22 protein-coding genes and 2 pseudogenes are annotated in these 23,170 nt (G+C 54.7%); 8 read left to right on the top strand and 16 right to left on the bottom strand.

Features of this window, described 5'->3' with window-relative positions; all coding sequences use genetic code 11:
- The first annotated feature begins 23 nt into the window (after positions 1-23).
- Entirely contained in the window at positions 24-380 is a 357-nt protein-coding gene (locus RGV86_RS17370) for a type II toxin-antitoxin system HicB family antitoxin (RefSeq protein WP_024165144.1), read from the top strand.
- A 56-nt stretch (positions 381-436) separates the two neighbouring features.
- Here RGV86_RS17370 and RGV86_RS17365 read toward each other — a convergent pair whose 3' ends face one another.
- Complete coding sequence (locus RGV86_RS17365; RefSeq protein ID WP_000093874.1) at positions 437-1,186, bottom strand: C40 family peptidase; 750 nt, start codon at positions 1,184-1,186, stop codon at positions 437-439.
- Positions 1,187-1,498: 312 nt separating this feature from the next.
- Between RGV86_RS17365 and dpaA the strand changes: the two genes are divergently transcribed.
- Positions 1,499-2,239 carry a peptidoglycan meso-diaminopimelic acid protein amidase gene (gene dpaA, locus RGV86_RS17360; RefSeq protein WP_001225687.1) on the top strand — a complete coding sequence of 247 codons (741 nt, stop codon included), beginning with the start codon at positions 1,499-1,501 and terminating at the stop codon, positions 2,237-2,239.
- On the opposite strand, the gene RGV86_RS17355 is transcribed toward dpaA, so the two are convergent.
- Both RGV86_RS17355 and lpcA read right to left on the bottom strand, forming a co-directional pair.
- On the bottom strand, positions 2,210-2,977 hold the full coding sequence (locus tag RGV86_RS17355; RefSeq protein ID WP_010346050.1) for a class II glutamine amidotransferase: 768 nt from the start codon (positions 2,975-2,977) through the stop codon (positions 2,210-2,212). The genes dpaA and RGV86_RS17355 overlap by 30 nt on opposite strands.
- Before the next feature lie 118 nt (positions 2,978-3,095).
- A complete protein-coding gene (gene lpcA / locus RGV86_RS17350; RefSeq protein WP_016159301.1) occupies positions 3,096-3,674 on the bottom strand; it encodes a D-sedoheptulose 7-phosphate isomerase in 579 nt (192 codons plus the stop codon).
- 239 nt (positions 3,675-3,913) lie between these two features.
- On the opposite strand from lpcA, the gene fadE reads away from it, so the two are divergent.
- Positions 3,914-6,358 (top strand): acyl-CoA dehydrogenase FadE, encoded by a 2,445-nt coding sequence (gene fadE, locus RGV86_RS17345; RefSeq protein ID WP_085460373.1) that lies wholly within the window; start codon positions 3,914-3,916, stop codon positions 6,356-6,358.
- A 42-nt stretch (positions 6,359-6,400) separates the two neighbouring features.
- Here fadE and ivy read toward each other — a convergent pair whose 3' ends face one another.
- Positions 6,401-6,847 (bottom strand): Ivy family C-type lysozyme inhibitor, encoded by a 447-nt coding sequence (gene ivy / locus RGV86_RS17340; protein ID WP_016159303.1) that lies wholly within the window; start codon positions 6,845-6,847, stop codon positions 6,401-6,403.
- Positions 6,848-7,027: 180 nt separating this feature from the next.
- Between ivy and RGV86_RS17335 the strand changes: the two genes are divergently transcribed.
- The gene (locus RGV86_RS17335) at positions 7,028-7,798 is read left to right on the top strand and encodes an amidohydrolase (RefSeq protein ID WP_001118008.1); all 771 of its coding nucleotides are present in this window, start codon (positions 7,028-7,030) and stop codon (positions 7,796-7,798) included.
- Positions 7,799-7,862: 64 nt separating this feature from the next.
- Here RGV86_RS17335 and RGV86_RS17330 read toward each other — a convergent pair.
- A pseudogene (locus RGV86_RS17330) lies at positions 7,863-8,292 on the bottom strand (ISAs1 family transposase); the annotation flags it as partial.
- A 217-nt stretch (positions 8,293-8,509) separates the two neighbouring features.
- Between RGV86_RS17330 and RGV86_RS17325 the strand changes: the two are divergent.
- Positions 8,510-8,839, top strand: coding sequence for a SymE family type I addiction module toxin (locus RGV86_RS17325; protein ID WP_137598252.1), 330 nt, complete (start codon positions 8,510-8,512; stop codon positions 8,837-8,839).
- A 44-nt stretch (positions 8,840-8,883) separates the two neighbouring features.
- Here the strand turns inward: RGV86_RS17325 and RGV86_RS17320 are convergent, their stop codons facing one another.
- From RGV86_RS17320 to RGV86_RS17300, 5 genes are all read right to left on the bottom strand, one after another.
- Positions 8,884-9,216 carry a hypothetical protein gene (locus RGV86_RS17320; protein WP_085460370.1) on the bottom strand — a complete coding sequence of 111 codons (333 nt, stop codon included), beginning with the start codon at positions 9,214-9,216 and terminating at the stop codon, positions 8,884-8,886.
- An 8-nt stretch (positions 9,217-9,224) separates the two neighbouring features.
- Positions 9,225-9,557 carry a hypothetical protein gene (locus RGV86_RS17315; RefSeq protein ID WP_085460369.1) on the bottom strand — a complete coding sequence of 111 codons (333 nt, stop codon included), beginning with the start codon at positions 9,555-9,557 and terminating at the stop codon, positions 9,225-9,227.
- Positions 9,558-9,734: 177 nt separating this feature from the next.
- Positions 9,735-10,220 carry a hypothetical protein gene (locus RGV86_RS17310; RefSeq protein WP_309508469.1) on the bottom strand — a complete coding sequence of 162 codons (486 nt, stop codon included), beginning with the start codon at positions 10,218-10,220 and terminating at the stop codon, positions 9,735-9,737.
- Between the two features lie 390 nt (positions 10,221-10,610).
- Positions 10,611-11,711: a site-specific tyrosine recombinase XerC gene (gene xerC / locus RGV86_RS17305; protein ID WP_309508470.1), complete on the bottom strand. Its 1,101-nt coding sequence runs from the start codon at positions 11,709-11,711 to the stop codon at positions 10,611-10,613.
- A gap of 204 nt (positions 11,712-11,915) precedes the next feature.
- Positions 11,916-14,867, bottom strand: a complete 2,952-nt coding sequence (locus RGV86_RS17300; RefSeq protein ID WP_309508471.1) for a CHC2 zinc finger domain-containing protein — start codon at positions 14,865-14,867, stop codon at positions 11,916-11,918.
- Positions 14,868-15,019: 152 nt separating this feature from the next.
- Here RGV86_RS17300 and RGV86_RS17295 point away from each other — a divergent pair, with 152 nt between their 5' ends.
- On the top strand, positions 15,020-15,391 hold the full coding sequence (locus tag RGV86_RS17295; protein WP_085460752.1) for a helix-turn-helix domain-containing protein: 372 nt from the start codon (positions 15,020-15,022) through the stop codon (positions 15,389-15,391).
- 78 nt (positions 15,392-15,469) lie between these two features.
- Positions 15,470-15,799: a SymE family type I addiction module toxin gene (locus RGV86_RS17290; protein ID WP_085460367.1), complete on the top strand. Its 330-nt coding sequence runs from the start codon at positions 15,470-15,472 to the stop codon at positions 15,797-15,799.
- 38 nt (positions 15,800-15,837) lie between these two features.
- Here RGV86_RS17290 and RGV86_RS17285 read toward each other — a convergent pair whose 3' ends face one another.
- Positions 15,838-16,194, bottom strand: a complete 357-nt coding sequence (locus RGV86_RS17285) for a hypothetical protein (protein ID WP_085460366.1) — start codon at positions 16,192-16,194, stop codon at positions 15,838-15,840.
- A 623-nt stretch (positions 16,195-16,817) separates the two neighbouring features.
- On the opposite strand from RGV86_RS17285, the gene RGV86_RS17280 reads away from it, so the two are divergent.
- Positions 16,818-17,078 (top strand): SymE family type I addiction module toxin, encoded by a 261-nt coding sequence (locus RGV86_RS17280; protein ID WP_274541217.1) that lies wholly within the window; start codon positions 16,818-16,820, stop codon positions 17,076-17,078.
- A 42-nt stretch (positions 17,079-17,120) separates the two neighbouring features.
- Here the strand turns inward: RGV86_RS17280 and RGV86_RS17275 are convergent, their stop codons facing one another.
- From RGV86_RS17275 to RGV86_RS17250, 5 genes and pseudogenes are all read right to left on the bottom strand, one after another.
- A complete protein-coding gene (locus tag RGV86_RS17275) occupies positions 17,121-17,414 on the bottom strand; it encodes a hypothetical protein (protein WP_001017803.1) in 294 nt (97 codons plus the stop codon).
- Positions 17,411-17,821 (bottom strand): annotated as a pseudogene (locus tag RGV86_RS17270) (RHS repeat-associated core domain-containing protein); the annotation flags it as partial. The gene RGV86_RS17275 and the pseudogene RGV86_RS17270, both read right to left, overlap by 4 nt.
- Positions 17,822-17,893: 72 nt before the next feature.
- Positions 17,894-18,229, bottom strand: coding sequence for a hypothetical protein (locus RGV86_RS17260; RefSeq protein ID WP_286136792.1), 336 nt, complete (start codon positions 18,227-18,229; stop codon positions 17,894-17,896).
- Positions 18,230-18,762: 533 nt separating this feature from the next.
- Positions 18,763-19,863, bottom strand: coding sequence for a site-specific tyrosine recombinase XerC (gene xerC / locus RGV86_RS17255; protein WP_309508472.1), 1,101 nt, complete (start codon positions 19,861-19,863; stop codon positions 18,763-18,765).
- Between the two features lie 311 nt (positions 19,864-20,174).
- Complete coding sequence (locus tag RGV86_RS17250) at positions 20,175-23,030, bottom strand: CHC2 zinc finger domain-containing protein (RefSeq protein ID WP_085460363.1); 2,856 nt, start codon at positions 23,028-23,030, stop codon at positions 20,175-20,177.
- Between the last annotated feature and the right edge of the window lie 140 nt (positions 23,031-23,170).

Raw genomic sequence — 23,170 nt, 5'->3', positions numbered from 1 at the left:
AGATGATGAAAACGCGTTCATTAATATCTCAAGCATCGAACATTATCACAATTAAAGGTCAACCAGCCGCAGTGACATTTGAAGCTGATATCAACGCATTTCGCGGCAAATTCCTTAATGTAAATGGTTATTGCGACTTTGTGGCCACAAGCATTGAAGCATTGTACCGTGAAGGTGAAAGCGCGCTGGATGAGTGGATTGCAGATTGTGAAGAGGACGGCATTGCCCCTTTTCGTGAAGAAGAAGAGCAAAAACGCCTGACGCTGCGCGTTCCTCATCACATCGATTCACGGCTGACCATCGTCGCCAGGCAACATTCCATTTCAAAAAACCAGCTCATTGTTGATGTCTTAGAACGTGAGTTTTCAGCCCAGATGTAAACAGGCCGGATGCCGCATGGCATCCGACCCTTTGCCTGATCGTCAATATTACCCATTTACAAAATCGTCTCTTCCGTCAAAATCCGTCGCGCGCCCAAAAAATGATCCTGCCAGAAAGGTTCGGCTAAGCGACTTATCCGAATGGTTTCCCCGGTGCGTGGCGACTCGATAAACTGTCCATCGCCCAGATACACGCCCATATGGTCAGCTATCTCACGGCTATGAATATGGAAAAACAGCAAATCCCCCCGGCGCAGGTCGTTGTTCGCCACAATCGTCGCCCGATGGTAGTGATACATCTCATTCGCCGTGCGCGGAAGTTTCGCCTCGAGGATCTTGTTGTAGGCATAAAAAACTAACCCGCTACAGTCGAAGCCTTTATCGGGCCGCGTGCCGCCCCAGACGTAGGGCTTGCCAAGCTGCAGCTCCAGGCGGTGGATCGCTACTTCGGTAATGTTGTGCAGATGATTGCTGCTTAAGAAATGGTTGTTCTCTGCCAGTGCCTGCCAGCGTCTGTCACTCGCCTTGAGTGGCGCAGGAAACCATTCAGGATGCTGTTTTATCTGTTCGCGGTTATGCTGGCGCAGCGCCTTTCTGCTTTCGGCATTACCTTCCACAATGTAGCTGGCCTGTTTTTTCAGATGGGTTTGGTACTGTTTTAATAAACGCGCACGGTTTTGCATCCGCTGGCGGGCGGCGTAGCTGAAAGAGATGTGTGATGTGGTGGCGCTGGCGAGTACAGGAAGCAAAACGCATAACGAAAACACGCCTGGATGCAGAAATCTGCCGTGAAAGAACGAAGACATGAAGGACATAAACCGGCTGAATGAAGGTGAGAATTTTAAAAGACCGAGGGAGTAAACGGGATTATTAATTGCTTATTTGCATATTAATATTGGGGTTTCATAATCTTAGGAAATAAGTAATTAATCCGCGATACATACGCTTTTCGGACTTTTGAAAATCGCCTCTTATGCTAAATTTGTAAACCCTGCACCGACAGGCTTGCGTAAAACTCTTTTGGTGCTAATGTGAGCCTTCCAAATCCAGACTATTCCGATTTGGGATCTATTTTGCCGCCCTGGCGTGTGTAACCGTTTTATCAAGGAATAAGCAGTATGCGTAAAATCGCATTAATTCTTGCGATGTTGTTGATCCCGTGCGTTTCGTTTGCCAGTTTGCTGGGCAGCGGTAGTTCCACCACGCCAGTGAGCAAAGAGTATAAGCAGCAGTTGATGGGATCTCCTGTCTACATCCAAATCTTCAAGGAAGAGCGCACGCTCGATCTCTACGTCAAAATGGGCGAGCAATATCAACTGCTCGACAGTTATAAAATCTGTAAATATTCCGGCGGGTTAGGCCCCAAACAGCGTCAGGGCGATTTCAAAAGTCCGGAAGGGTTTTATAGCGTTCAGCGTAATCAATTAAAACCAGACAGCCGTTACTACAAAGCAATCAATATTGGTTTCCCTAATGCCTATGACCGCGCGCATGGTTACGAAGGGAAATACCTGATGATTCACGGCGATTGTGTTTCCATCGGCTGCTACGCGATGACCAATCAGGGTATTGATGAGATCTTCCAGTTCGTTACTGGTGCGCTAGTATTTGGTCAGCCGAGCGTGCAGGTGAGTATTTACCCGTTCCGCATGACCGACGCCAATATGAAGCGCCATAAGTATTCCAACTTTAAGGACTTCTGGGAGCAACTGAAGCCGGGCTACGACTACTTTGAACAGACTCGTAAGCCACCGACCGTTTCTGTGGTCAATGGCCGTTACGTCGTCAGCAAGCCGTTAAGCCACGAAGTTGTGCAACCACAACTGGCATCAAACTACACGCTCCCCGAGGCAAAATAAGCGCCATTCGCCTGGCATAATCTTTTGCCAGGTTTCATTGCCCGTCAGCGGCTGTGTCGCAATCACCGTGACCACATCATTCGGTGTGGTCTGCGAGCTGAAGTCGATTTCCACATCCTGATCCAGCAACGTCGCCACGCCAAACGGCGCGCGCCGGGTGATCCAGTGTAAATTAGTCGAGCAATACGCCATTACATAGCGCCCGTCTGAAAGCAGCATGTTGAAAACGCCCTTCTGCCGCAACTCATCCGCCAGTGAGGCGATATATTTAAACACCGCCGCCATGTTGCCCGGCGTGCGCGGGTAACGCTGCGTCAGTTTATACAACAACCAGCAGAAGGCTTTTTCGCTGTCGGTTTCACCTACCGGACGGAAGTTGCCGGTTTCCAGTGATTTATAGCCCGTCAGTTGCCCGTTGTGCGCATAAGTCCAGTTGCGTCCCCATAGCTCACGGGTAAACGGGTGAGTATTTTCCAGCGCCACCTCGCCCCGATTTGCCTGGCGAATATGAGCGATTACCGAGCAGGATTTTATCGGGTAGTCCTGAACCAGTTTAGCGATGGGGGAATTAAAGCTGGGTTGTGGATCTTTAAATGTGCGACAACCTTTGCCTTCGTAAAAGGTAATGCCCCAGCCATCTTTATGTGGCCCGGTTCCACCACCGCGCTGTACAAGCCCGGTGAAACTAAAGCAGATATCGGTAGGGACGTTGGCGCTCATCCCGAGCAATTCGCACATCGGTAACCTCCACAACAGCAGGGGAAATGCCCCGGCGAAGATTGATTAAAAAGTAAAAAAGTGAGTGCTGTTATCCTCACCCCGACCCTCTCCCTGAAAGGGAGAGGGGGAAGTGCTCTTACTTAACCATCTCTTTTTCAATTAACTGGATCAGGATATGGATAACTTTAATGTGGATCTCCTGAATGCGATCGGCATAGCCAAAGTGCGGAACGCGAATTTCGATATCCGCCGTGCCAGCCATTTTGCCGCCGTCTTTACCGGTCAGGGTGATCACTTTCATGCCCTTCTCACGCGCCGCCGCAATCGCCTTGATTACGTTTGCAGAGTTACCCGAGGTGGAGATCCCCAGCAGCACATCACCTTCGCGACCTACTGCTTCAACGTAACGGGAGAAAATGTCGTTAAACCCAAAATCATTCCCCACACAGGTGATGTGGCTGACATCAGAAATGGCAATCGCCGGATAACCCGGACGGTTTTCACGGTAGCGCCCCGTCAGTTCTTCTGCAAAGTGCATGGCGTCGCAATGGGAGCCGCCGTTGCCGCAGGAAAGCACTTTGCCACCGGCTTTAAAACTGTCTGCTAACAGGACCGCCGCGCGCTGAATGGCGTGAATATTGGCGTCATCTTTTAAAAAGTTAGCCAGCGTTTCCGCCGCTTCGTTCAGTTCGTTACGAATAAGATCCTGGTACATGAGGATATCCTTCAGCATAAATGAATTAGACAAAATGCAGTGTACCGGATACCGCCAGAAGCGAGAAGACCAGTGCGGCGGAATGACCAGGACTTTTTGACCTGAAGTGCGGATAAAAACAGCAACAATGTGAGCTTTGTTGTAATTATATTGTAAACACATTGCTAAATGTTTTCACATCCACTACAACCATATCATCACAAGTGGTCAGACCTCCTACAAGTAAGGGGCTTTTCGTTATGATGATTTTGAGTATTCTCGCTACGGTTGTCCTGCTCGGCGCGTTGTTTTATCACCGCGTGAGCTTATTTATCAGCAGTCTGATTTTGCTCGCCTGGACAGCCGCCCTCGGCGTCTCTGGTTTGTGGTCGGCGTGGATACTGGTGCCTCTGGCCATTATCCTCGTGCCATTTAACTTTGCGCCAATGCGTAAGTCGATGATTTCAGCGCCGGTATTTCGCGGTTTCCGTAAGGTGATGCCACCGATGTCGCGCACTGAGAAAGAAGCGATTGATGCGGGCACCACCTGGTGGGAGGGCGACTTGTTCCAGGGCAAGCCGGACTGGAAAAAGCTGCATAACTATCCGCAGCCGCGCCTGACCGCAGAAGAGCAAGCGTTTCTCGACGGCCCGGTAGAAGAAGCCTGCCGGATGGCGAATGATTTCCAGATTACCCATGAACTGGCAGATCTGCCGCCGGAGCTGTGGGCATATCTGAAAGAGCATCGTTTCTTCGCGATGATCATCAAAAAAGAGTACGGCGGGCTGGAGTTCTCGGCTTATGCCCAGTCTCGCGTGCTACAAAAACTCTCCGGCGTGAGCGGGATCCTGGCGATTACCGTCGGCGTGCCGAACTCATTAGGCCCGGGCGAGCTGCTGCAACATTACGGCACTGATGAGCAGAAAAAGCACTATCTGCCGCGTCTGGCACGTGGTCAGGAGATCCCTTGCTTTGCGCTAACCAGCCCGGAAGCGGGTTCCGATGCGGGCGCTATTCCGGACACCGGGATTGTTTGCATGGGTGAGTGGCAGGGCCAGCAGGTGCTGGGAATGCGTCTGACCTGGAACAAACGCTACATTACGCTGGCACCAATTGCGACCGTGCTTGGGCTGGCGTTTAAACTCTCCGACCCGGACAAACTGCTCGGCGGAGACGAAGATTTAGGCATTACCTGTGCGCTGATCCCGACCACCACGCCGGGCGTGGAAATTGGTCGTCGCCACTTCCCTCTGAACGTACCGTTCCAGAACGGACCGACGCGTGGCAAAGATGTCTTCGTACCGATCGATTACATTATCGGCGGCCCCAAAATGGCCGGACAAGGCTGGCGGATGCTGGTGGAGTGTCTCTCGGTAGGTCGTGGCATCACCCTGCCTTCCAACTCAACCGGCGGCGTGAAGTCGGTGGCGCTGGCAACGGGCGCGTATGCTCACATTCGTCGTCAGTTCAAAATCTCTATCGGTAAGATGGAAGGGATTGAAGAGCCGCTGGCGCGTATTGCCGGTAATGCTTACGTAATGGATGCTGCGGCGTCGCTGATTACCTACGGCATTATGCTCGGTGAAAAACCGGCTGTGCTGTCGGCTATCGTTAAGTATCACTGTACCCACCGTGGGCAGCAGTCGATTATCGATGCGATGGATATTACTGGTGGTAAAGGCATTATGCTCGGTCAGAGCAACTTCCTGGCGCGTGCTTACCAGGGGGCTCCGATTGCCATCACCGTTGAAGGGGCGAATATTCTGACCCGTAGCATGATGATCTTCGGTCAGGGGGCGATTCGTTGTCATCCATATGTGCTGGAAGAGATGGAAGCGGCAAAAAACAATGACGTCAACGCGTTCGATAAACTGTTGTTCAAACATATCGGTCACGTCGGTAGTAACAAAGTTCGTAGCTTCTGGCTTGGTTTGACGCGCGGGTTAACCAGCAGTACGCCAACCGGCGATGCAACTAAACGTTATTATCAGCACCTGAACCGCCTGAGCGCCAACCTTGCCCTACTTTCTGATGTGTCGATGGCGGTGCTGGGTGGTAGCCTGAAACGCCGTGAGCGTATCTCGGCACGTCTGGGGGATATTTTAAGTCAGCTTTACCTCGCCTCCGCCGTTTTGAAACGTTATGACGACGAAGGCCGCAATGAAGCTGACCTGCCGCTGGTGCACTGGGGCGTTCAGGATGCGCTGTATCAGGCTGAACAGGCGATGGATGATTTGCTACAAAACTTCCCGAACCGCGTGGTTGCCGGACTGCTGAATATGGTGATCTTCCCAACCGGTCGTCACTATCTGGCGCCGTCTGACAAGCTGGATCATAAGGTGGCGAAGATTTTACAAGTGCCAAACGCCACCCGTTCTCGCATTGGTCGCGGTCAGTACCTGACGCCGAGTGAGCATAATCCGGTTGGCTTGCTGGAAGAGGCGCTGGTAGATGTGATTGCCGCCGATCCAATTCATCAGCGGATCTGTAAAGAGCTGGGTAAAAATCTGCCATTTACCCGTCTGGATGAACTGGCACACAACGCGCTGGCGAAAGGGCTAATTGATAAAGATGAAGCCGCCATTCTGGTGAAAGCGGAAGAGAGCCGTCTGCGCAGTATTAACGTTGATGACTTTGAACCGGAAGAGCTGGCGACGAAGCCGGTAAAGTTGCCGGAGAAAGTGCGGAAAGTTGAAGCCGCGTAATTGAATAACGGAGCCGAAAGGCTCCGTTTCTTTATCAGCTAATTATTTGAAATTAAATCCATCCGGATGGTTTTCCAGGCTGCCAGTCAACGCCGCGAACAGCACCGTTTTACCATCAATCGAGAGCGCATCGTTCACATTCAGCCAGGTGAGCTTCTCTTGCGAAGTTTTCTCATCAATGGTTGAGAACAGACCCGTCATCTGATTAGATTTCTCGGACCACATCACCGCAATACGTTGCGAGCCGCAATCATGCGGTTTGCACGCACTCATCACCTGATAAGTCTCATCGCCCAACGTTACGGTTTGTGCGGGGGTATAAGTACCGCCTTTCATCACCCAGACTGGTAGCTTATGCCCTTGCACCATCTGATTAAACGCAGCTTTGGTGGCTTCGCCCTTTGCCAGGCTGCTAATTGTTAAATCATCCTGCGCCATTGCACTGGTGGCGATGACCAAAGCGGCGACTGTCGTTATTGCCTTAAACATCATTCCTCCCGAGCTTATCCTGCCCATGTTATTAACACCCTAAAGCCTGGCGATAACACGATATTTTGCAAATCAGATATTTCCAATATCTGCATTTGTTATCAATTTATTCCGCAGTAAGGTAATAGCCTGATAACGTGTTAAAGTTATAAAACCCCTCGAATAAAGGAGTTGTACACCGTGCCTGGTTTGAAGATTACGCTTTTGCAGCAACCGTTGGTGTGGATGGATGGTCCTGCCAACCTGCGCCATTTTGATCGTCAACTGGAAGGTATTACCGGGCGCGATGCGATCGTTCTACCAGAGATGTTCACCAGCGGCTTTGCCATGGAAGCGGCGGTTTCATCGCTATCGCAAGAGAACGTGGTGGACTGGATGAGCGCCAAAGCGCAACAGTGCAATGCGTTGATTGCGGGCAGTGTTGCATTACAAACGGACTCAGGTTCGGTTAATCGCTTTTTGCTGGTTGAGCCGGGCGGCACGGTACATTTTTATGACAAGCGTCATCTGTTCCGCATGGCGGATGAGCATCTGCATTATAAAGCGGGCAATGAGCGAGTGATTGTGGAATGGCGCGGCTGGCGTATTTTGCCGCTGGTGTGCTACGACCTACGTTTTCCGGTGTGGTCGCGCAATTTCAACGATTATGACCTGGCAATCTACGTCGCCAACTGGCCTGCCCCGCGCTCTCTGCACTGGCAGGCTTTGCTGACGGCTCGCGCTATTGAAAATCAGGCGTATGTGGCGGGATGTAATCGCGTGGGTAGCGATGGCAATGGCTGCCACTATCGCGGCGACAGTCGGGTGATTAATCCGCAAGGCGAAACTCTCGCTAGCGCCGAACCACACCAGGCCACACGCATTGATGCAGAACTTTCGATGGTGGCATTACGAGAATATCGTGAAAAATTCCCGGCATGGCAGGACGCGGATGGGTTCAGGTTGCTGTGAGTGGGCGTTGTTTTTAGGGAAGGGGCTGGGTAGACGCCCTCCGCAAGGACTGACGCGCGGTCACTGTAATCTCATTGGATTTCTCATCTGTCTTAATCTGCCCAAGGCTCAGACTGTGCATAGTTGAGAACGCACTAATGACATGAATCGCTCCCTTGCGGCGACTCTTATCATAAGAGTGCCGGAGCGTTTTTCCATCAATTGCGATAATGTCTTTATCATTTGAGGAATGGCAGTCACGCATCCAGTTAAAATTTTGCAGGACTGATACAGGATCCAACTCTGGCAATGGAATCGTGAACGGGGATGCCATTTTTAAAATGACCATATTGCTTCAAAAAATCGAGATGTGTTTCTCCAAAATCCTCTATATCTTCCTATCCTTCAGCCCCGAAAATGACGGCACAAATAGTCAACAGTAGAATATCTGACAAATTATGTTCCACTTTCCAGGCTTGTCTGTAATCAGGGGTAATAGAAATATGCTCCATCATTTTTTAAGTACCATTTTGTTCTCCTTATTTATGTAAGGAGTATTTGATTATATATAAGCTGTGAAAAACAGTTTTGAGTAATAAGGAATTACTCAATTATTGAATATATAGTGCGAATTATTTAGTGCAAAAAACAACGTTATGTGATCTTTCCCTGGGGCTGTCCCCCCCCCCTTAATCACCGCTCACCACAAGCAACTAATCAAGGTAGTTAATCATGGCTGAACACGATATTACGCCAGAAGTCACCATTTCCAAAACACAGCGCCGCTATAAAGTCGGCTATGTCAGCGCCCGCCACGAAGACCGCACAACCGGTATAGCCCGGTATTATTCACAACACCCCAGCCTGAACCTCAAGAGCGACTGGCTGAAAGAGGCCGGGTTTGATACCGGGCGGGGTGTGACGGTGAAGATCTCGGAGGGGTGCCTGACCATCATCGCTGACAGTGACGAGGTGCAGGAACTGCGGGAAGAACTTTATCAGGTTAAACAATCGGTTAAGGTGATGCGTGATGGGATGTTTAGTGTGCTGAACGAGAGTTAAATAATAAAAAGCCGGGAAGAGTTAATTTCTTACCCGGCTATTAATCAATTTTTGCAACTCCGTATTTTGTCCAGTCCTTTCTCAAGACGGCTAATATTCTCTATTTTCCCACCTTTATCAAGAAACTGAGACCATCTAGGAATTACACTTTTAAATAACTCAAGTCCTTCATTCGTAACATTTGATTTTTTTATAACCAAATCTTCTTTCAGATTATTGTCACCATCAAAAGGTGTCACACTTACTAATAAGTTATTTTTATATAAAAAAGAAACCAAAATATTAGCACGAGCTAAAATCTGCTCACGCCACTCCTTACTTTTATTTCTGGTAAGAAGCATTGGAAGACTATATAGTGTAAAATCAATATCTTGCATATATACTCCTACTTCCCTCTAACCACAATTGAGACATCTTCGACATAGACTAACTTCCCAGTACTAGGATCCTTAACATAAACACCTCCCAACTCGCGTATTCGTCCTTCTTTAGCAAGCTGAAGATCCTTATTTGCTGTCTTACTTGTTATTTCCACGCCATGCCATTTTCCATCTTGTCCCTTTACAACAAAATCCACTCTACGGCGCTCGCCAGTTAAAGGGTCCTTAACTGATTTACCATCAGCACCTCTTAAATAACGCTCACTTAAAACATTTCCCTTACCGTAACGCTTTTCTAAAATAGCCCTAGCTCTGGCTTCTCTTGCAGTTCCATCCACTTTATTTTTTATACAAGCCAGACCTAATGGGTCGATCCAACTGAGAGGGTTTGAAGCATACTGATATAAGTTTAACCCGCCAAGTAGCCCTATCGGATCATCGGGACGATCCGGTGGGGGTCACACTTTTTAACATGCTACCGCCCGCGCCGTTTCTGGCTTCCCGGCCATCACCTTTTACTTATTTAACAGCACGTTAACCCGACTTTCCCGATACGCGTTTGCACGCCCGCTCACCATAGCATCACCACCACCGCCTGTCATTCCGCTTTCCACTAAGTCCGTTTCCGGCAACCCGCGACGGGGGGCTGCCAGGCCGCCTCCGGCGGCATGGCGGGGCCACGGCGCGGGTCTGCGGGTGCGGGCGGCAGAGAGTCCGCAAGCGACGGAACGGCGCTCTGTGGCACCGCTGCCTGACCGGGGGTTGCCTTTGCATGACCACACCGGACCTGGGCGGGCAGCGGTGGCTGGCGAGGCGGGAACGAGTGACGCGCGGCCTTTTGCGCGGCACGAGCCGCCGCAGCCAGACGACGCCGGGCGGGCATAAAGCCCTTTTAAGCGGAGGCCGCCAGGCCGACAACCTCTTACAACAGGCTGCCCCACGATGACGCCGCCGGACCGGACCACCGGAGCCGCCAGGGATGGCGGCGGCTGCGGGGCCACAGAAGAACACCGCACCCGACAGCAGAGCGGAGCGCCAGCGAAGCTTTGCGCTGCACGGACCACGGGGCTGAACGCGGGGGCGTCAGACATAATGCGGATTGTGCGAACACGAGCCGCGCGCAGCGGGTCGGGTTCGCCGCCGTTGCCACCCGGCGAGAGTGCGCATAATCCCCCGCATTATGTTGAATGACGTTTGCCCCGTGCGCGTGGCCGCATGGGACACGCCTGCCTCCACGGGGCGAACGGCATTTACCCCCGCGCTCTCCGCTGGCAGGGGGCAGTCAACCGCCAGGGAAGGCGGTTGTCTGCCCTGCACCGCACCCCACGGCCTCACAGGGATCGCCCGCTAACTTTGCGGTCTTTCCGGCGGCGCAGCTGCTTCGCCCGACGTCAGCGTCTCCGGCTGCGTTTCCTGCTGACCAGCGCCCGCTCCATCTCTGCATGGTTACGCTCACGCCGCGTCTGCGGCTCTGCCACCGCATCCGCAACGTGCCGTTCCTGCCATGTCTCATCCTGCTCTTCCGGGTGCGTCAGCGCGTGAACTTCCTGCAAGTGACCGATGGCTACCCGCGTGTAGACCTGCGTCGTCTCCAGCTTCTCATGGCCGAGGATCGCCTGGATATGCCGAGTGTCCGCGCCGTTGTCCAGCATCTGCGTCGCCATTGAGTGCCGGAAGATGTGGCAGGCTCCGGGCTTGTTGATACGCGCTTTCTCCCGGATGGTTTCCCCGCCGATCTGCGTCAGCGTTCCCCGGTTCAGTCCTTTGCCGTGCCAGGTGATGAACAGATGACCACTGTCGAAGCGGTAAGCCAGCCGGGGCCGCACATCGCGCAGGTAGCGCGTCACCCACTCCAGCGCCACATGGCCCACAGGAACAACGCGATCCTTTTTCCCTTTGCCCTGGCGCACGTTCACCACGCCCCGCGTGAAGTCCACGTCACATAACATCAGGTTCGCCACCTCCATGCGCCTGATCCCGGTACTCCATAACACCTCCAGGATCGCCCGGTTACGCAGGCCCAGCGGCTTCTCCGTGTCCAGACTGCCCAGCACCTGCCGCGTCTCCTGCTCGCTGAACACCTGCGCCGGAAGCCGTTTCTCTTCCTTCGGCAGTGTCAGCATCTCCGCCGGACTGTAGAGGATGACGTGGCGTTTCAGCAGCCAGCGGTAGAAGTTTTTCACCGCACTGAGGCGGTTAAGCTGCCCGCCCACCGCCAGCGTGTTGCCGTCGGCCTTGCGGTAACTGCGTAAGTGGCGCTGGTACGCTTCCAGCACGGCCAGGCTTATCTGCGGCGCGTACAGCAGCCCGCGCTCCTCGCACCACGTCACGAACGGCAGCACCCGTTCGCGGTAGCCTTCCACGCTGCGCGCGCTGTAGCCTGCGGCTTCCAGGCTTTCCAGCCAGGCGAGCACATGCCGGCGCTGCGTCGTGTGTTCGTTCTGGCGGCTGAGATAAAGGGCTTCCGGCCCCGGTGATTTGGGCTTTGTCATGATGATTGTCCTGAGTGAGATTACGGTACGATGGGGATAAGAACAGAGGGTGGAACAGTGATTTTCAGGCAGGCCGACCGCTTCGTGGTATCAGCCTTGCAGGGCGCGGCCTGCGGGGATTTTACGTTACCCGACCACCTGCCGACTGACTGCCGACCGGGGGCCGACCATTGCAGCCGTTGCCCCGACCGGATGAAGTCGTACTTATGCTTCCGTGTTGCTCCGGCCCGGACGGGCCGCAGTATGATTGCGGGGCAGGTTTTTTGCGTTCTGCCGGAACAGGGCTTTTTCCTCTGCCCCGACAGATCCGGCCTGTAAGCCTTGTGGTGTCTGGTCTGGCACGGTTTCAGCCTTACCCGACTGACCGCCGACCACTGCCCGACCGGAGGCCGACTGCTTCACCGCCTGCCCCGACCGGGCGGAGTCATACGGTGGTTTCTCCGGCGTTTCCGGCACGTCGATCAGACCGCACAGGTGCGCGGCGTCTGCGTTGCCGTCCCCGTCGAACAGCAGTTCATAGCAGAACGTCAGCCCGCGACGGTGGACCAGCAGGTATTCCATTTCGACCAGCCGCGCCAGGTGGATCTTAAGCTGCGTGTCGCCCCACTGCACCGCGTCACGCAGTTGTTTACGGGTGAACAGCATCGCCTCACGCACCTGACCGCTGCCGCTCACCCATTGCTGGATCAGGGTTAACAGTTTCCGCGTCTGCGGCGGCATCTCGTCCAGGGTGCGCCCGAGTATTTCATGCGCTAACTGGTTCGCCAGGGCGATGTCCTCCCGCGTCACCTCGATGTACTCCACCACCTGCCCGCGATGCTCCACGCGCTTGATCTCCCGCTGGTACTGGTGCAGCAGCGTGATGCTCTGGATCAGCGTCAGGTATTTCATATGGTCGCGCCGGGTGCGCGTCTTGTTGCTCATGAAGGTCAGTTGTGACGCGAACGGGTTCACCACGTTGAGCGGGCGTAACAGCCGCTGCGCGTTCTGGTGAAGCTGAGTGATGTAACTTTTTTCATTCGCCGCCAGAAGGCCTTCCAGCGTCTGCGCGTAACGCTGCGCCGCGTGGATGGCCTCCGTCTGCTCCCGCGACTCGTTCACCGTCAGCACCAGGCAACGGTTTAACAGTTCTTCATCGACGTCGATCGCCGTGGTGGTCAGCATCAGCATCACCGGGCCTTTCACCGTGTACTGTTTGGTTACCAGGTTGCCGCTGGCGTCGTCCTTGCCCGTACTGGCGATGGTCAGTTCCCCGTCTGACTGCAACAGTTTCAGCGCATACGCCGCCTGGCGCACACCTTCTTCTTCTGCGATGGCGAGGATCTTGTGTTGCAGGTTGGTTTCGCCGAGGTAGAACAGGCTCTGCCCGGTCATGGCGCTGTATTGCAGCCGTTCTTCCGGCGGGATCAGATTGAGCACCGCATCCATTAAGCTGGACTTACCCGCCGCGCTCGATGACTGGATCAGCACCGCCAGCGGCCTGTCCAGTTTGCGCGACACCGCCGCCAGATACGCCGCCGTCAGGTTGGTGGACTCACCCACCACGCCACACGCCGCCATATCAGAAGCGATGCGCCCGGCAAGACACTCGTCGCGCAGCAGATCCAGCGCCGCCTCCCGATCTTCCGGCGTCATCTCCGGGGCGACGCTCTCCGGCTCCGGTGCCGCCTGCCAGTGCTCCAGCGCCAGCAGCACCTTACCCAGCGAACGGCGCAGGTCGCCTTCGGCAAGCCCAAGCTCTGCCGCTGCGGCCCGCGCATAACCGGAACGGCTGCGGGCGCTCATCATATCCACCGCATCAGCGAACACCACGCCGCTGTTGGTGTCCAGCACCTGCGCATTGACCTTCATCGCGGCGACGTTCGGTTTGCGGCTTACGCCCCTGATAGTCCAGCGTTCGCCGGGTAAGGCTACCATCAGTTCGCCATCGGTCAGGGTTTCCACGCTGACGCCCGGTGCAGGCGCGGCGGCTGCGGGTAAGACCGCAACCCCGGCAGCTAATGAAGTCAGGTGTGCAGGCTCCGCGCTGGCCTGCGGCGCGATACTCTCCGCATCGGCCAGGTCACTCATGGGCACCGCGCCATCCAGCAACAGACTGAACGCCTGTTCCGGCTCTGCCACACTGCACAGATAACCGTTCGCATCCATGCCCGCCGGGAACAGTACGCGGAACGTGGCGATCCCGGAAGCGGCTAAGGAAGAAGCCCGTTTCACCGCCGCCTCATTGCCCGCCGGATCGTTGTCGTAGGCGATCAGTACCTGCCTGACGCCGTGTGCCAGCAGTGCGGCCCGCATCTCACCGGTGAAGCCGTTCACCCCGTAAGCCGCCGTGACGTTACGGACCCCGGCGACCCAGAACGACATGGCGTCGATCAGCGATTCGCACAGGACAACCGTTGATGAACCGATCAGCGCCTGCTCATTCCACACGCCGCCGTGAGCGCCAGGAAGGTACAGATGCAGCGGCGTTCCCTTACGCAGATCGCCGCCGATCTTGCGCCCGTACATCTCGCGGATCTGCCCGTTCAGATCCATCACCGGCACAACCAGCGACCCTGTAAAATGCTCATGCCCGGACTCACGCAGCACCCCCACCCCCTTAAGCCGGGCGCGGATCTTTTCTCCGGCGCGTGATTTAACCGCTGGCAGGCGGTAAGGCAGCGTCCGGTTGGCGAAGCCGGGTTTAAAGGCGGCGACCAGTTCAGGATGGTTAAGGCGGCGCTTTTCCAGATACGCCACCGCTTCCGGTGCGTTCAGCAGCGTGTGGTGATAGAAGTCCACCACGCGGCCCAGCAGCGCCTGACGGCCCGCTTCATCTTCCGCGAAGATTTCCGGCTCATCTTTGGTAACCAGCGGCACCACGGCGGGATTATCGCCCAGCTCCGCTTTCAGACGTTCCGCCGCCTTACGCAGGCTGAGTTTTTCCGTCTGCATCACCCAGTCCAGCACCGAACCGCCTGCGTTACAGCCGAAGCAGTGATACAGGTTTTTCTCCGGCGAGATCACACAGGACGGCGTTTTCTCGTCATGGAACGGGCACAGCGTGGTGAAGTCCTTCCCCTTCTTAACCAGTTGTCGCCCCTGCGCCTGAACCACGGCGACTAAGGAGACGGCGGCTTTCAGGTGCTGCAACTCTGCTTCCGGGATGCGGGCCATAACGGGAACTCCTGTAAAAACCTGTCAATAGGGTTTGTATAAAAATAACTCGACAAGTATATACATCAGCTAGTAGTATTTACAACAGTTAAATGTAAAACATGGAGTAGATTATGGTCATCAGGTCTCAAAGGATTTCAGGTAAAACGACTATGGCCGCACCAATAAGCAACGAAGAACAGGTATTTATTACGGAACTGGGCAGGCGGATCACCGCGCTGAGGAAGGATGCCGGGATGACACAGACGCAGGTTGCACAGGCGCTGAATGTCTCCCAGCAGGCCGTACAGGCATGGGAAGCCGGAAGGCGGCGGATACAGATATCCATACTCCCAGCCGTGGCAAGACTGTTAGCGGTTTCTCTGGAGGATTTGCTTGGCGAAGAACCGGAGAAGATCGCCCGTAAGCGTGGCCCCGCGCCAAAATGGCAGCAGCTTATTGAAGAGATCGACAGCCTGCCGAAGGCAAAGCAGAAGATGATTTCGGAGATGTTACAGGCCCTGATTGTTCAGGCGCGTAACTGACTGATAAATAACGCGGTGACTAAGGGCGGCAACCCTTAACCGCCGCTCACCACAAGCAACTAACTGAGGTAGTTAATCATGGCTGAACACGATATTACGCCAGAAGTCACCATTTCCAAAACGCAGCGCCAGTATCAGGTGGGCTATGTCAGCGCCCGCCATCAGAACAGTAAAACAGGCATGACCACGTATTATTCACGACACCCCAGCCTGCACCTTAAAGGCGACTGGCTCGCTGAGGCGGGATTTGATACCGGACAAGGTGTGACGGTGAAGATTTCGGAGGGGTGCCTGACCATCATCGCTGACAGTGACGAGGCACAGGAACTGCGGGAGGAACTTTATCAGGTTAAACAGGTGGTTAAGGGGATGCGGAACGGGATGTTTAGTGTGCTGAACGAGAAATAAATAAAAGGGGCGATGCTGATTTCGCCCCCTTTTATTATTTAACAATATTTAATTTCATATATCCCTATAATATCGAACACATGGTCATAAGTACTGATAATTATGTGCTGAACTCCATCTCTTTGGATATCCTCTACTAAATCGAAACTTGATGTAGTATATTGATCAAGAGGATAATTATCAACTTTATATATAGATAACTTTTCAATTTTGCTAATAAAAATCTCGAGACTTACATCATGAGCATCTTTAATAGCAGGTTTGCAGGCAGACAACGATAAGGAAGCTTTGATGGTAAAGTTAAATGGATACAGATTTAACTCTGTCCCAGTTAAAATCAACGCATCTCGGCCATATATTTGACCATATTTTGTTTCTAGTGCTTTTACAATCATATTAGCCACAACCTCTTGTCCTCACTGTTCTGCCGCCATTTTGAGTTGAAAATCTTCGATCTAAATTAATTTTTGACAATTCCTCTGGAGTAGCCCATCTCGAAGGGATCTTCGATACACCGGCTGCTTTGGCAGCATAAAGTCGTCTATTATCTAAAGTAAAGACTGAATCTTTATGAGCACCTTGTGATAACAATCTTTCCTGAACATTTGCAGGTAAATCCCGCATTCTAACTTTTCTAATAGGTTCAACGTGATTTATATATGACGGGTCATTTATAAGTCTGTGAATAAGCCCATTAACATTTCTTCCGTCTTCAAAAACACCATTTATACTATCTTGTGAGAATAGAATTGTTTTAGGACTTACTGGTGATAATCCAAGAGGATCTATCCATGATAACGGGTTTGGAACATAACTATAGAGATTTAATCCACCCGCCAGCCCTATCGGGTCAAATCGCGCAATCTAATCGAAGTCCGGATCGTACTGTCAGTTTCGTCTATAAATCACTAAAACCATCACGTCATAGTTCATACGCTACCGCCACACCCTGACAAAGTAAGCTATCTGCACGAAGTTTATTTTACTATCTAATCAGCAGGTTAAATACAAAAATATCATTTCCAAAACACAGCGCCACTGTACCGTGGGCTATCTGCCCAACCGAAGCGACACGCCGGTGATCAAAATCAGCGCCAAATGGCTGAGAGAAGCGGGATTTGAGATCGGCACGGGCGTTACCGTGAAGATCTCGGAAGGTTGCCTGATCCTGCTAGCGGATAACAACGAAGTACAGGAACTGCGCAGGGAACTTTACCAGGTCAAACAGGCGGTTAAGGGGATGCGGAACGGGATGTTTAGTGTGCTGAACGAGAGTTAAATAATAAAAAGCCGGGAAGATTTAATTTTCTTCCCAGTTTTTTTAAAGTTTATTTATAGCTTGGTTAATTTCAAATAATAATGAGACAATATCTTTCGCAGAACCATTATAAATGGGATAATCCCAATCAAAATCCTTTATTAAACAAATATAAAACTTCCCATTTATATCAAAAGATGGTCGCCACCCAACATCCAAAAGATACCCACCAGGATATTCAACCTGGAGCATATCTTCCTTAAGTTCATCTCGCTGTTCATTAAGAGGGATGCTTTGTTTCAGGGAGAAGTCATTAAAAACTATATTCCCTTTTTTTCCTAAGAAATCAATGTTCATGATGTTGTTAGCCTTCGGAATTCATCGATTGATATAGGATGTCCATGTATTGTCCCACCGCTAAGTTCAACTCGAACCCATTGAGATTCTTTACCCTCACTGGCCCCAATAACTTTTCCCATATCTTTTACTTTCCATGGTTTACCGTTCGTAACAGGTGTGCCTGTATTAAAAACATCGTATTCCAACGTTTTAATATCAATATCTGGAGAATATTTTGCCGGGCCTGATTTTGTTGATTTAATTATATCCTTCCATGATTTGTTTTTTGGAGGAAAATGTTTGTATCCATGATTTGTCCATTCAGGTTGCCCACATTTCAAACCCAAAGGATCGATCCAGTTTACTGGATTAGGCGCGTATTGGTATAAGTTTAATCCGCCTCTCAGCCCTATCGGGTCATCGGAACGATCCGGTGCAGGTCACACTTTTTAACACGCTACCGCCCGCGCCGTTACCCGCTTCACAGCCACTGCTTTTTACTTATTTAACAACATGTTAACCCAACTTTCCCGACACGCGTTTTCACGCCCGCTAACCATAGCATCACCACCACCGCCTGTCATTCCGCTTTCCACTAAGTCCGTTTCCGGCAACCCGTGACGGGGGGCCGCCAGGACGCCTCCGGCGGCATGGCGGGGCCACGGCGCGGGGTCTGCGGGTGCGGGCGGCAGAGAGTCCGCAAGCGACGGAACGGCGCTCTGTGGCACCGCTGCCTGACCGGTGGTTGCCTTTGCATGACCACACCTGACCGGGGCGGGCAGCGGTGGCTTGCGAGGCGGGAACGAGTGACGCGCGGCCTTTTTGCGCGGCACGAGCCGCCGCAGCCAGACGACGCCGGGCGGGCATAAAGCCCTTTTAAGCGGAGGCCGCCAGGCCGACAACCTCTTACAACAGGCTGCCCCACGATGACGGGGCCGGACCGGACCACCGGAGCCGCCAGGGAGGGCGGCGACTGCGGGGCCACAGAACGGCACCACTGCCAACAGCAGAGCGAAGCTTTGCGCTGCACGGACTGCGGGGCTGAACGCGGGGGCGCCAGACATAATGCGGATTGTGCGAACACGAGCCGCGCGCAGCGGGTCGGGTTCGCCGTCATTGCCACCCGGCGAGAGTGCGCATAATCCCCCGCATTATGTTGAATGACGTTTGCCCCGTGCGCCGTGGCTGCATGGGACACGCCTGCCTCCACGGGGCGAACGGCATTTACCCCCGCGCACTCCGCTGGCAGGGGGCAGTCAACCGCCAGGGAAGGCGGTTGTCTGCCCTGCCCCTCACCCCACGGCCTTACAGGGATCGCCCGCTAACTTTTCAGGCTGTCCGGCGATGATCACGCTTCCGGCCTGCATCAGCGTCTCCGGCTGCGTTTCCTGCTGACCAGCGCCCGCTCCATCTCTGCGTGATTACGCTCACGCCGCGTCTGCGGCTCTGCCGCCACCTGCGGGCCACGTCGTTCCTGCCATGTCTCGTCCTGCTCTTCCGGGTGCGTCAGCGCGTGAACTTCCTGTAAGTGACCGATGGCTACCCGCGTATAGATCTGCGTCGTCTCCAGCTTCTCATGGCCGAGGATCGCCTGGATATGCCGCGTGTCCGCGCCGTTGTCCAGCATCTGCGTCGCCATCGAGTGCCGGAAGATGTGACACGCCCCCGGCTTGTTGATACGCGCTTTCTCCCGGATGGTTTCCCCGCCGATCTGCGTCAGCGTTCCCCGGTTCAGTCCTTTGCCGTGCCAGGTGATGAACAGATGACCACTGTCGAAGCGGTAAGCCAGCCGGGGCCGCACATCGCGCAGGTAGCGCGTCACCCACTCCAGCGCCACATGGCCCACAGGAACAACGCGATCCTTTTTCCCTTTGCCCTGGCGCACGTTCACCACGCCCCGCGTGAAGTCCACGTCACATAACATCAGGTTCGCCACCTCCATGCGCCTGATCCCGGTACTCCATAACACCTCCAGGATCGCCCGGTTACGCAGGCCCAGCGGCTTCTCCGTGTCCAGACTGCCCAGCACCTGCCGCGTCTCCTGCTCGCTGAACACCTGCGCCGGAAGCCGTTTCTCTTCCTTCGGCAGTGTCAGCATCTCCGCCGGACTGTAGAGGATGACGTGGCGTTTCAGCAGCCAGCGGTAGAAGTTCTTCACTGCGCTTAAGCGGTTAAGCTGCCCACCCACCGCCAGCGTGTTACCGTCGGCCTTGCGGTAGCTGCGAAGATGGCGCTGGTACGCTTCCAGCACCGACAGGCTGACCTGTGGCGCGTACAGCAGCCCGCGCTCCTCGCACCACGTCACGAACGGCAGCACCCGTTCGCGGTAGCCTTCCACGCTGCGCGCGCTGTAGCCTGCGGCTTCCAGGCTTTCCAGCCAGGCGAGCATATGCCGGCGCTGTGTCGTGTGTTCGTTCTGGCGGCTGAGATAAAGGGCTTCCGGTCCCGGTGATTTGGGCTTTGTCATGATGATTGTCCTGAGTGAGATTACGGTACGATGGGGATAAGAACAGAGGGTGGAACAGGGGTTTTCGTGCTGCCCCAACTTGCGGGGCATTCAGGCCAGTAATGGCGCAGCCTGCGGGGGATTTTCACTCCCCCAACTTAGCCCCAACATGGGGGCAACTTAAGGGTAACTTGCGCTGATTCAGATCCAACTTGCGGATGTCATACCGCTGGCGCACCGTCATGGGGTGTCGGGCGGCTTTCCGGTGTATTACTATTACGGTGTGCGGTTTTCCTGGCTGCCGGGAACAGTGCTTTTTCATCTGCCCCAACTTACGGCACATCACCGCCAGCACTGGCGAGGCTTACAGGTGGTTTCACCGCCCCCAACTTAGCCCCAACATGAGGGCAACTTAAGGGCAACTTGCCCGCATCATGCCCCAACTTGCCGGAGTCATACACCGGGCTGTCCTCCGGTTCGATCAGGCCGCACAGGTGTGAGCCGTCACCGCTGCCGTCCCACAGCAACTCGTATTGCAGCAGGTGACCCCGGCTGCCGCCATGCACAAGCAGGTATTCCATTTCCGCAAGCCGCATACAGTGGACTTTAAGCTGGTTGTCGCTCCACTGCGTGAAGTCGCGGATCTCCCGCCGTGTGAAGCGCACCTCGCCGGGTTTGCAGTGCTGCGCCGATGCCAGTTCACCGACCATCGTCTGGATCAGCAGTAACAGTTTGCGCGTCTGCGGCGGCATCTCATCCAGGGTACGCCCGAGTATTTCATGTGCCAGGCGGTTCGCCAGGGCGATGTCCTCCCGCGTCACCTCGATGTACTCCACCACCTGCCCGCGATGCTCCACGCGTTTGATCTCCCGCTGGTACTGGTGCAGCAGCGCGATCGCCTGGATCAGCGTCAGGTATTTCATATGGTCGCGCCGGGTGCGCGTCTTGTCGCTCATGAAGGTAAGCTGCGAGGCGAACGGGTTCACCACGTTAAGCGGGCGCAGCAGCCGCTGCGCGTTCTGGTGTAACGTCGTGATGTAACTTTTTTCATTCGCCGCCAGCAGTCCTTCCAGCGTCTGTGCGTAACGCTGCGCCGCGTGGATCGCTTCCGTCTGTTCCCGCGACTCGTTCACCGTCAGCACCAGACAGCGGTTGAGTAACTCCTCGTCAACGTCGATGGCGGTGGTGGTCAGCATCAGCATCACCGGGCCTTTGACGGTGTACTGTCTGGTGACGAGGTTTCCGGTGGCATCATCCTTGCCCGTTGAGGCGATGGTTAACTCACCATCCGACTGCAACAGTTTCAGCGCATACGCCGCCTGCCGCACACCTTCTTCTTCGGCGATGGCGAGGATCTTGTGTTGCAGGTTGGTTTCACCCAGGTAGAACAGGCTCTGCCCGGTCATGGCGCTGTATTGCAGCCGTTCCTCTGGCGGGATCAGGTTCAGCACTGCATCCATCAGCGACGATTTACCCGCCGCGCTCGATGACTGGATCAACACGGCAAGCGGGCGCCCCAGCTTGCGCGACACCGCCGCCAGATACGCCGCCGTCAGATTGGTGGATTCACCCACCACGCCACACGCCGCCATGTCTGCCGCGATGCGTGACGCAAGACACTCGTCGCGCAGCAGCTCCAGCGCCGCGTCCCGATCCTCCGGCGTCATCTCCGGGGCGGCGTTCTCCGGCTCCGGTGCGGCCTGCCAGTGTTCCAGCGCCAGCAGCACCTTACCCAGCGAGCGGCGCAGATCGCCTTCTGCAAGGCCAAGCTCTGCCGCTGCGGCCCGCGCATAACCGCCGCGAGAACGGGCGCTCATCATATCCACCGCATCCGCGAACACCACGCCGCTTTCAGTGTCCAGCACCTGCGCGTTAACCTTCATCGCCGCCGCGTTGGTTTTGCGACTTACGCCCCGGATCGTCCAGCGTTCGCCCGGTAAGGCTACCATCAGTTCGCCATCAGCCAGGGTTTCCACGCTGACGCCCGGTGCAGGGGCGGCGGCTGCGGGTAAGGCCGCAACCCCGGCAGCTAATGAAGTGAGGTGTGCAGGCTCCGCGCTGGCCTGCGGCGCGATACTCTCCGCATCGGCCAGGTCACTCATGGGCACCGCGCCATCCAGCAACAGACTGAACGCCTGTTCCGGCTCTGCCACACTGCACAGATAACCGTTCGCATCCATGCCCGCCGGGAACAGTACCCGGAACGTGGCGATCCCGTCAGCGGCTAAGGAAGAAGCCCGTTTCACCGCCGCCTCATTGCCTGCCGGATCGTTGTCGTAGGCGATCAGTACCTGTTTAATGCCGTAGTTTCTGAACGCCTGATGCATCTCATCGGTGAAGCCGTTCACCCCGTAAGCCGCCGTGACGTTACGGACCCCGGCGACCCAGAACGACATGGCATCGAGAAGCGATTCGCACAGGACAACCGTTGATGAACCGATCAGCGCCTGCTCATTCCACACGCCGCCGTGAGCGCCGGGAAGGTACAGATGCAGTGGCGTTCCCTTACGCAGATCGCCGCCGATCTTGCGCCCGTACATCTCACGGATCTGCCCGTTCAGATCCATCACCGGCACAACCAGCGACCCGGTGAAGTGCTCATGCCCGGACTCACGCAGCACACCCACCCCCTTAAGCCGGGCGCGGATCTTCTCGCCTGCCCGTGACTTAACCGCTGGCAGGCGATAAGGCAGCGTGCGGTTGGCGAAGCCGAGTTTAAAGGCGGCGACCAGTTCAGGATGATTAAGGCGGCGCTTTTCCAGATACGCCACCGCTTCCGGCGCGTTCAGCAGCGTGTGATGGTAGAACTCCACCACACGGGAGAGCAGTTGCTGACGGCCCGCTTCATCTTCCGTGAAGATTTCCGGCTCATCTTTGGTAACCAGCGGCACCACGGCGGGATTATCGCCCAGCTCCGCTTTCAGACGTTCCGCCGCCTTACGCAGGCTGAGTTTTTCCGTCTGCATCACCCAGTCCAGCACCGAACCGCCTGCATTACAGCCGAAGCAGTGATACAGGTTTTTCTCCGGCGAGATGACGCAGGACGGCGTTTTCTCGTCATGGAACGGGCACAGCGTGGTGAAGTCCTTCCCTTTCTTAACCAGTTGTCGCCCCTGCGTCTGAACCACGGCAACTAAGGAGACGGCGGCTTTCAGGTGCTGCAACTCTGCTTCCGGGATGCGGGCCATAACGGGAACTCCTGTAAAAACCTGTCAATAGGGTTTGTATAAAAATAACTCGACAAGTATATACATCAGCTAGTAGTATTTACAACAGTTAAATGTAAAACATGGAGTAGATTATGGTCATCAGGTCTCAAAGGATTTCA

Source organism: Escherichia ruysiae (genome assembly GCF_031323975.1).
Taxonomy (GTDB): Bacteria; Pseudomonadota; Gammaproteobacteria; order Enterobacterales; family Enterobacteriaceae; genus Escherichia; species Escherichia ruysiae.
This window is presented reverse-complemented; position numbering and strand designations above follow the sequence as displayed.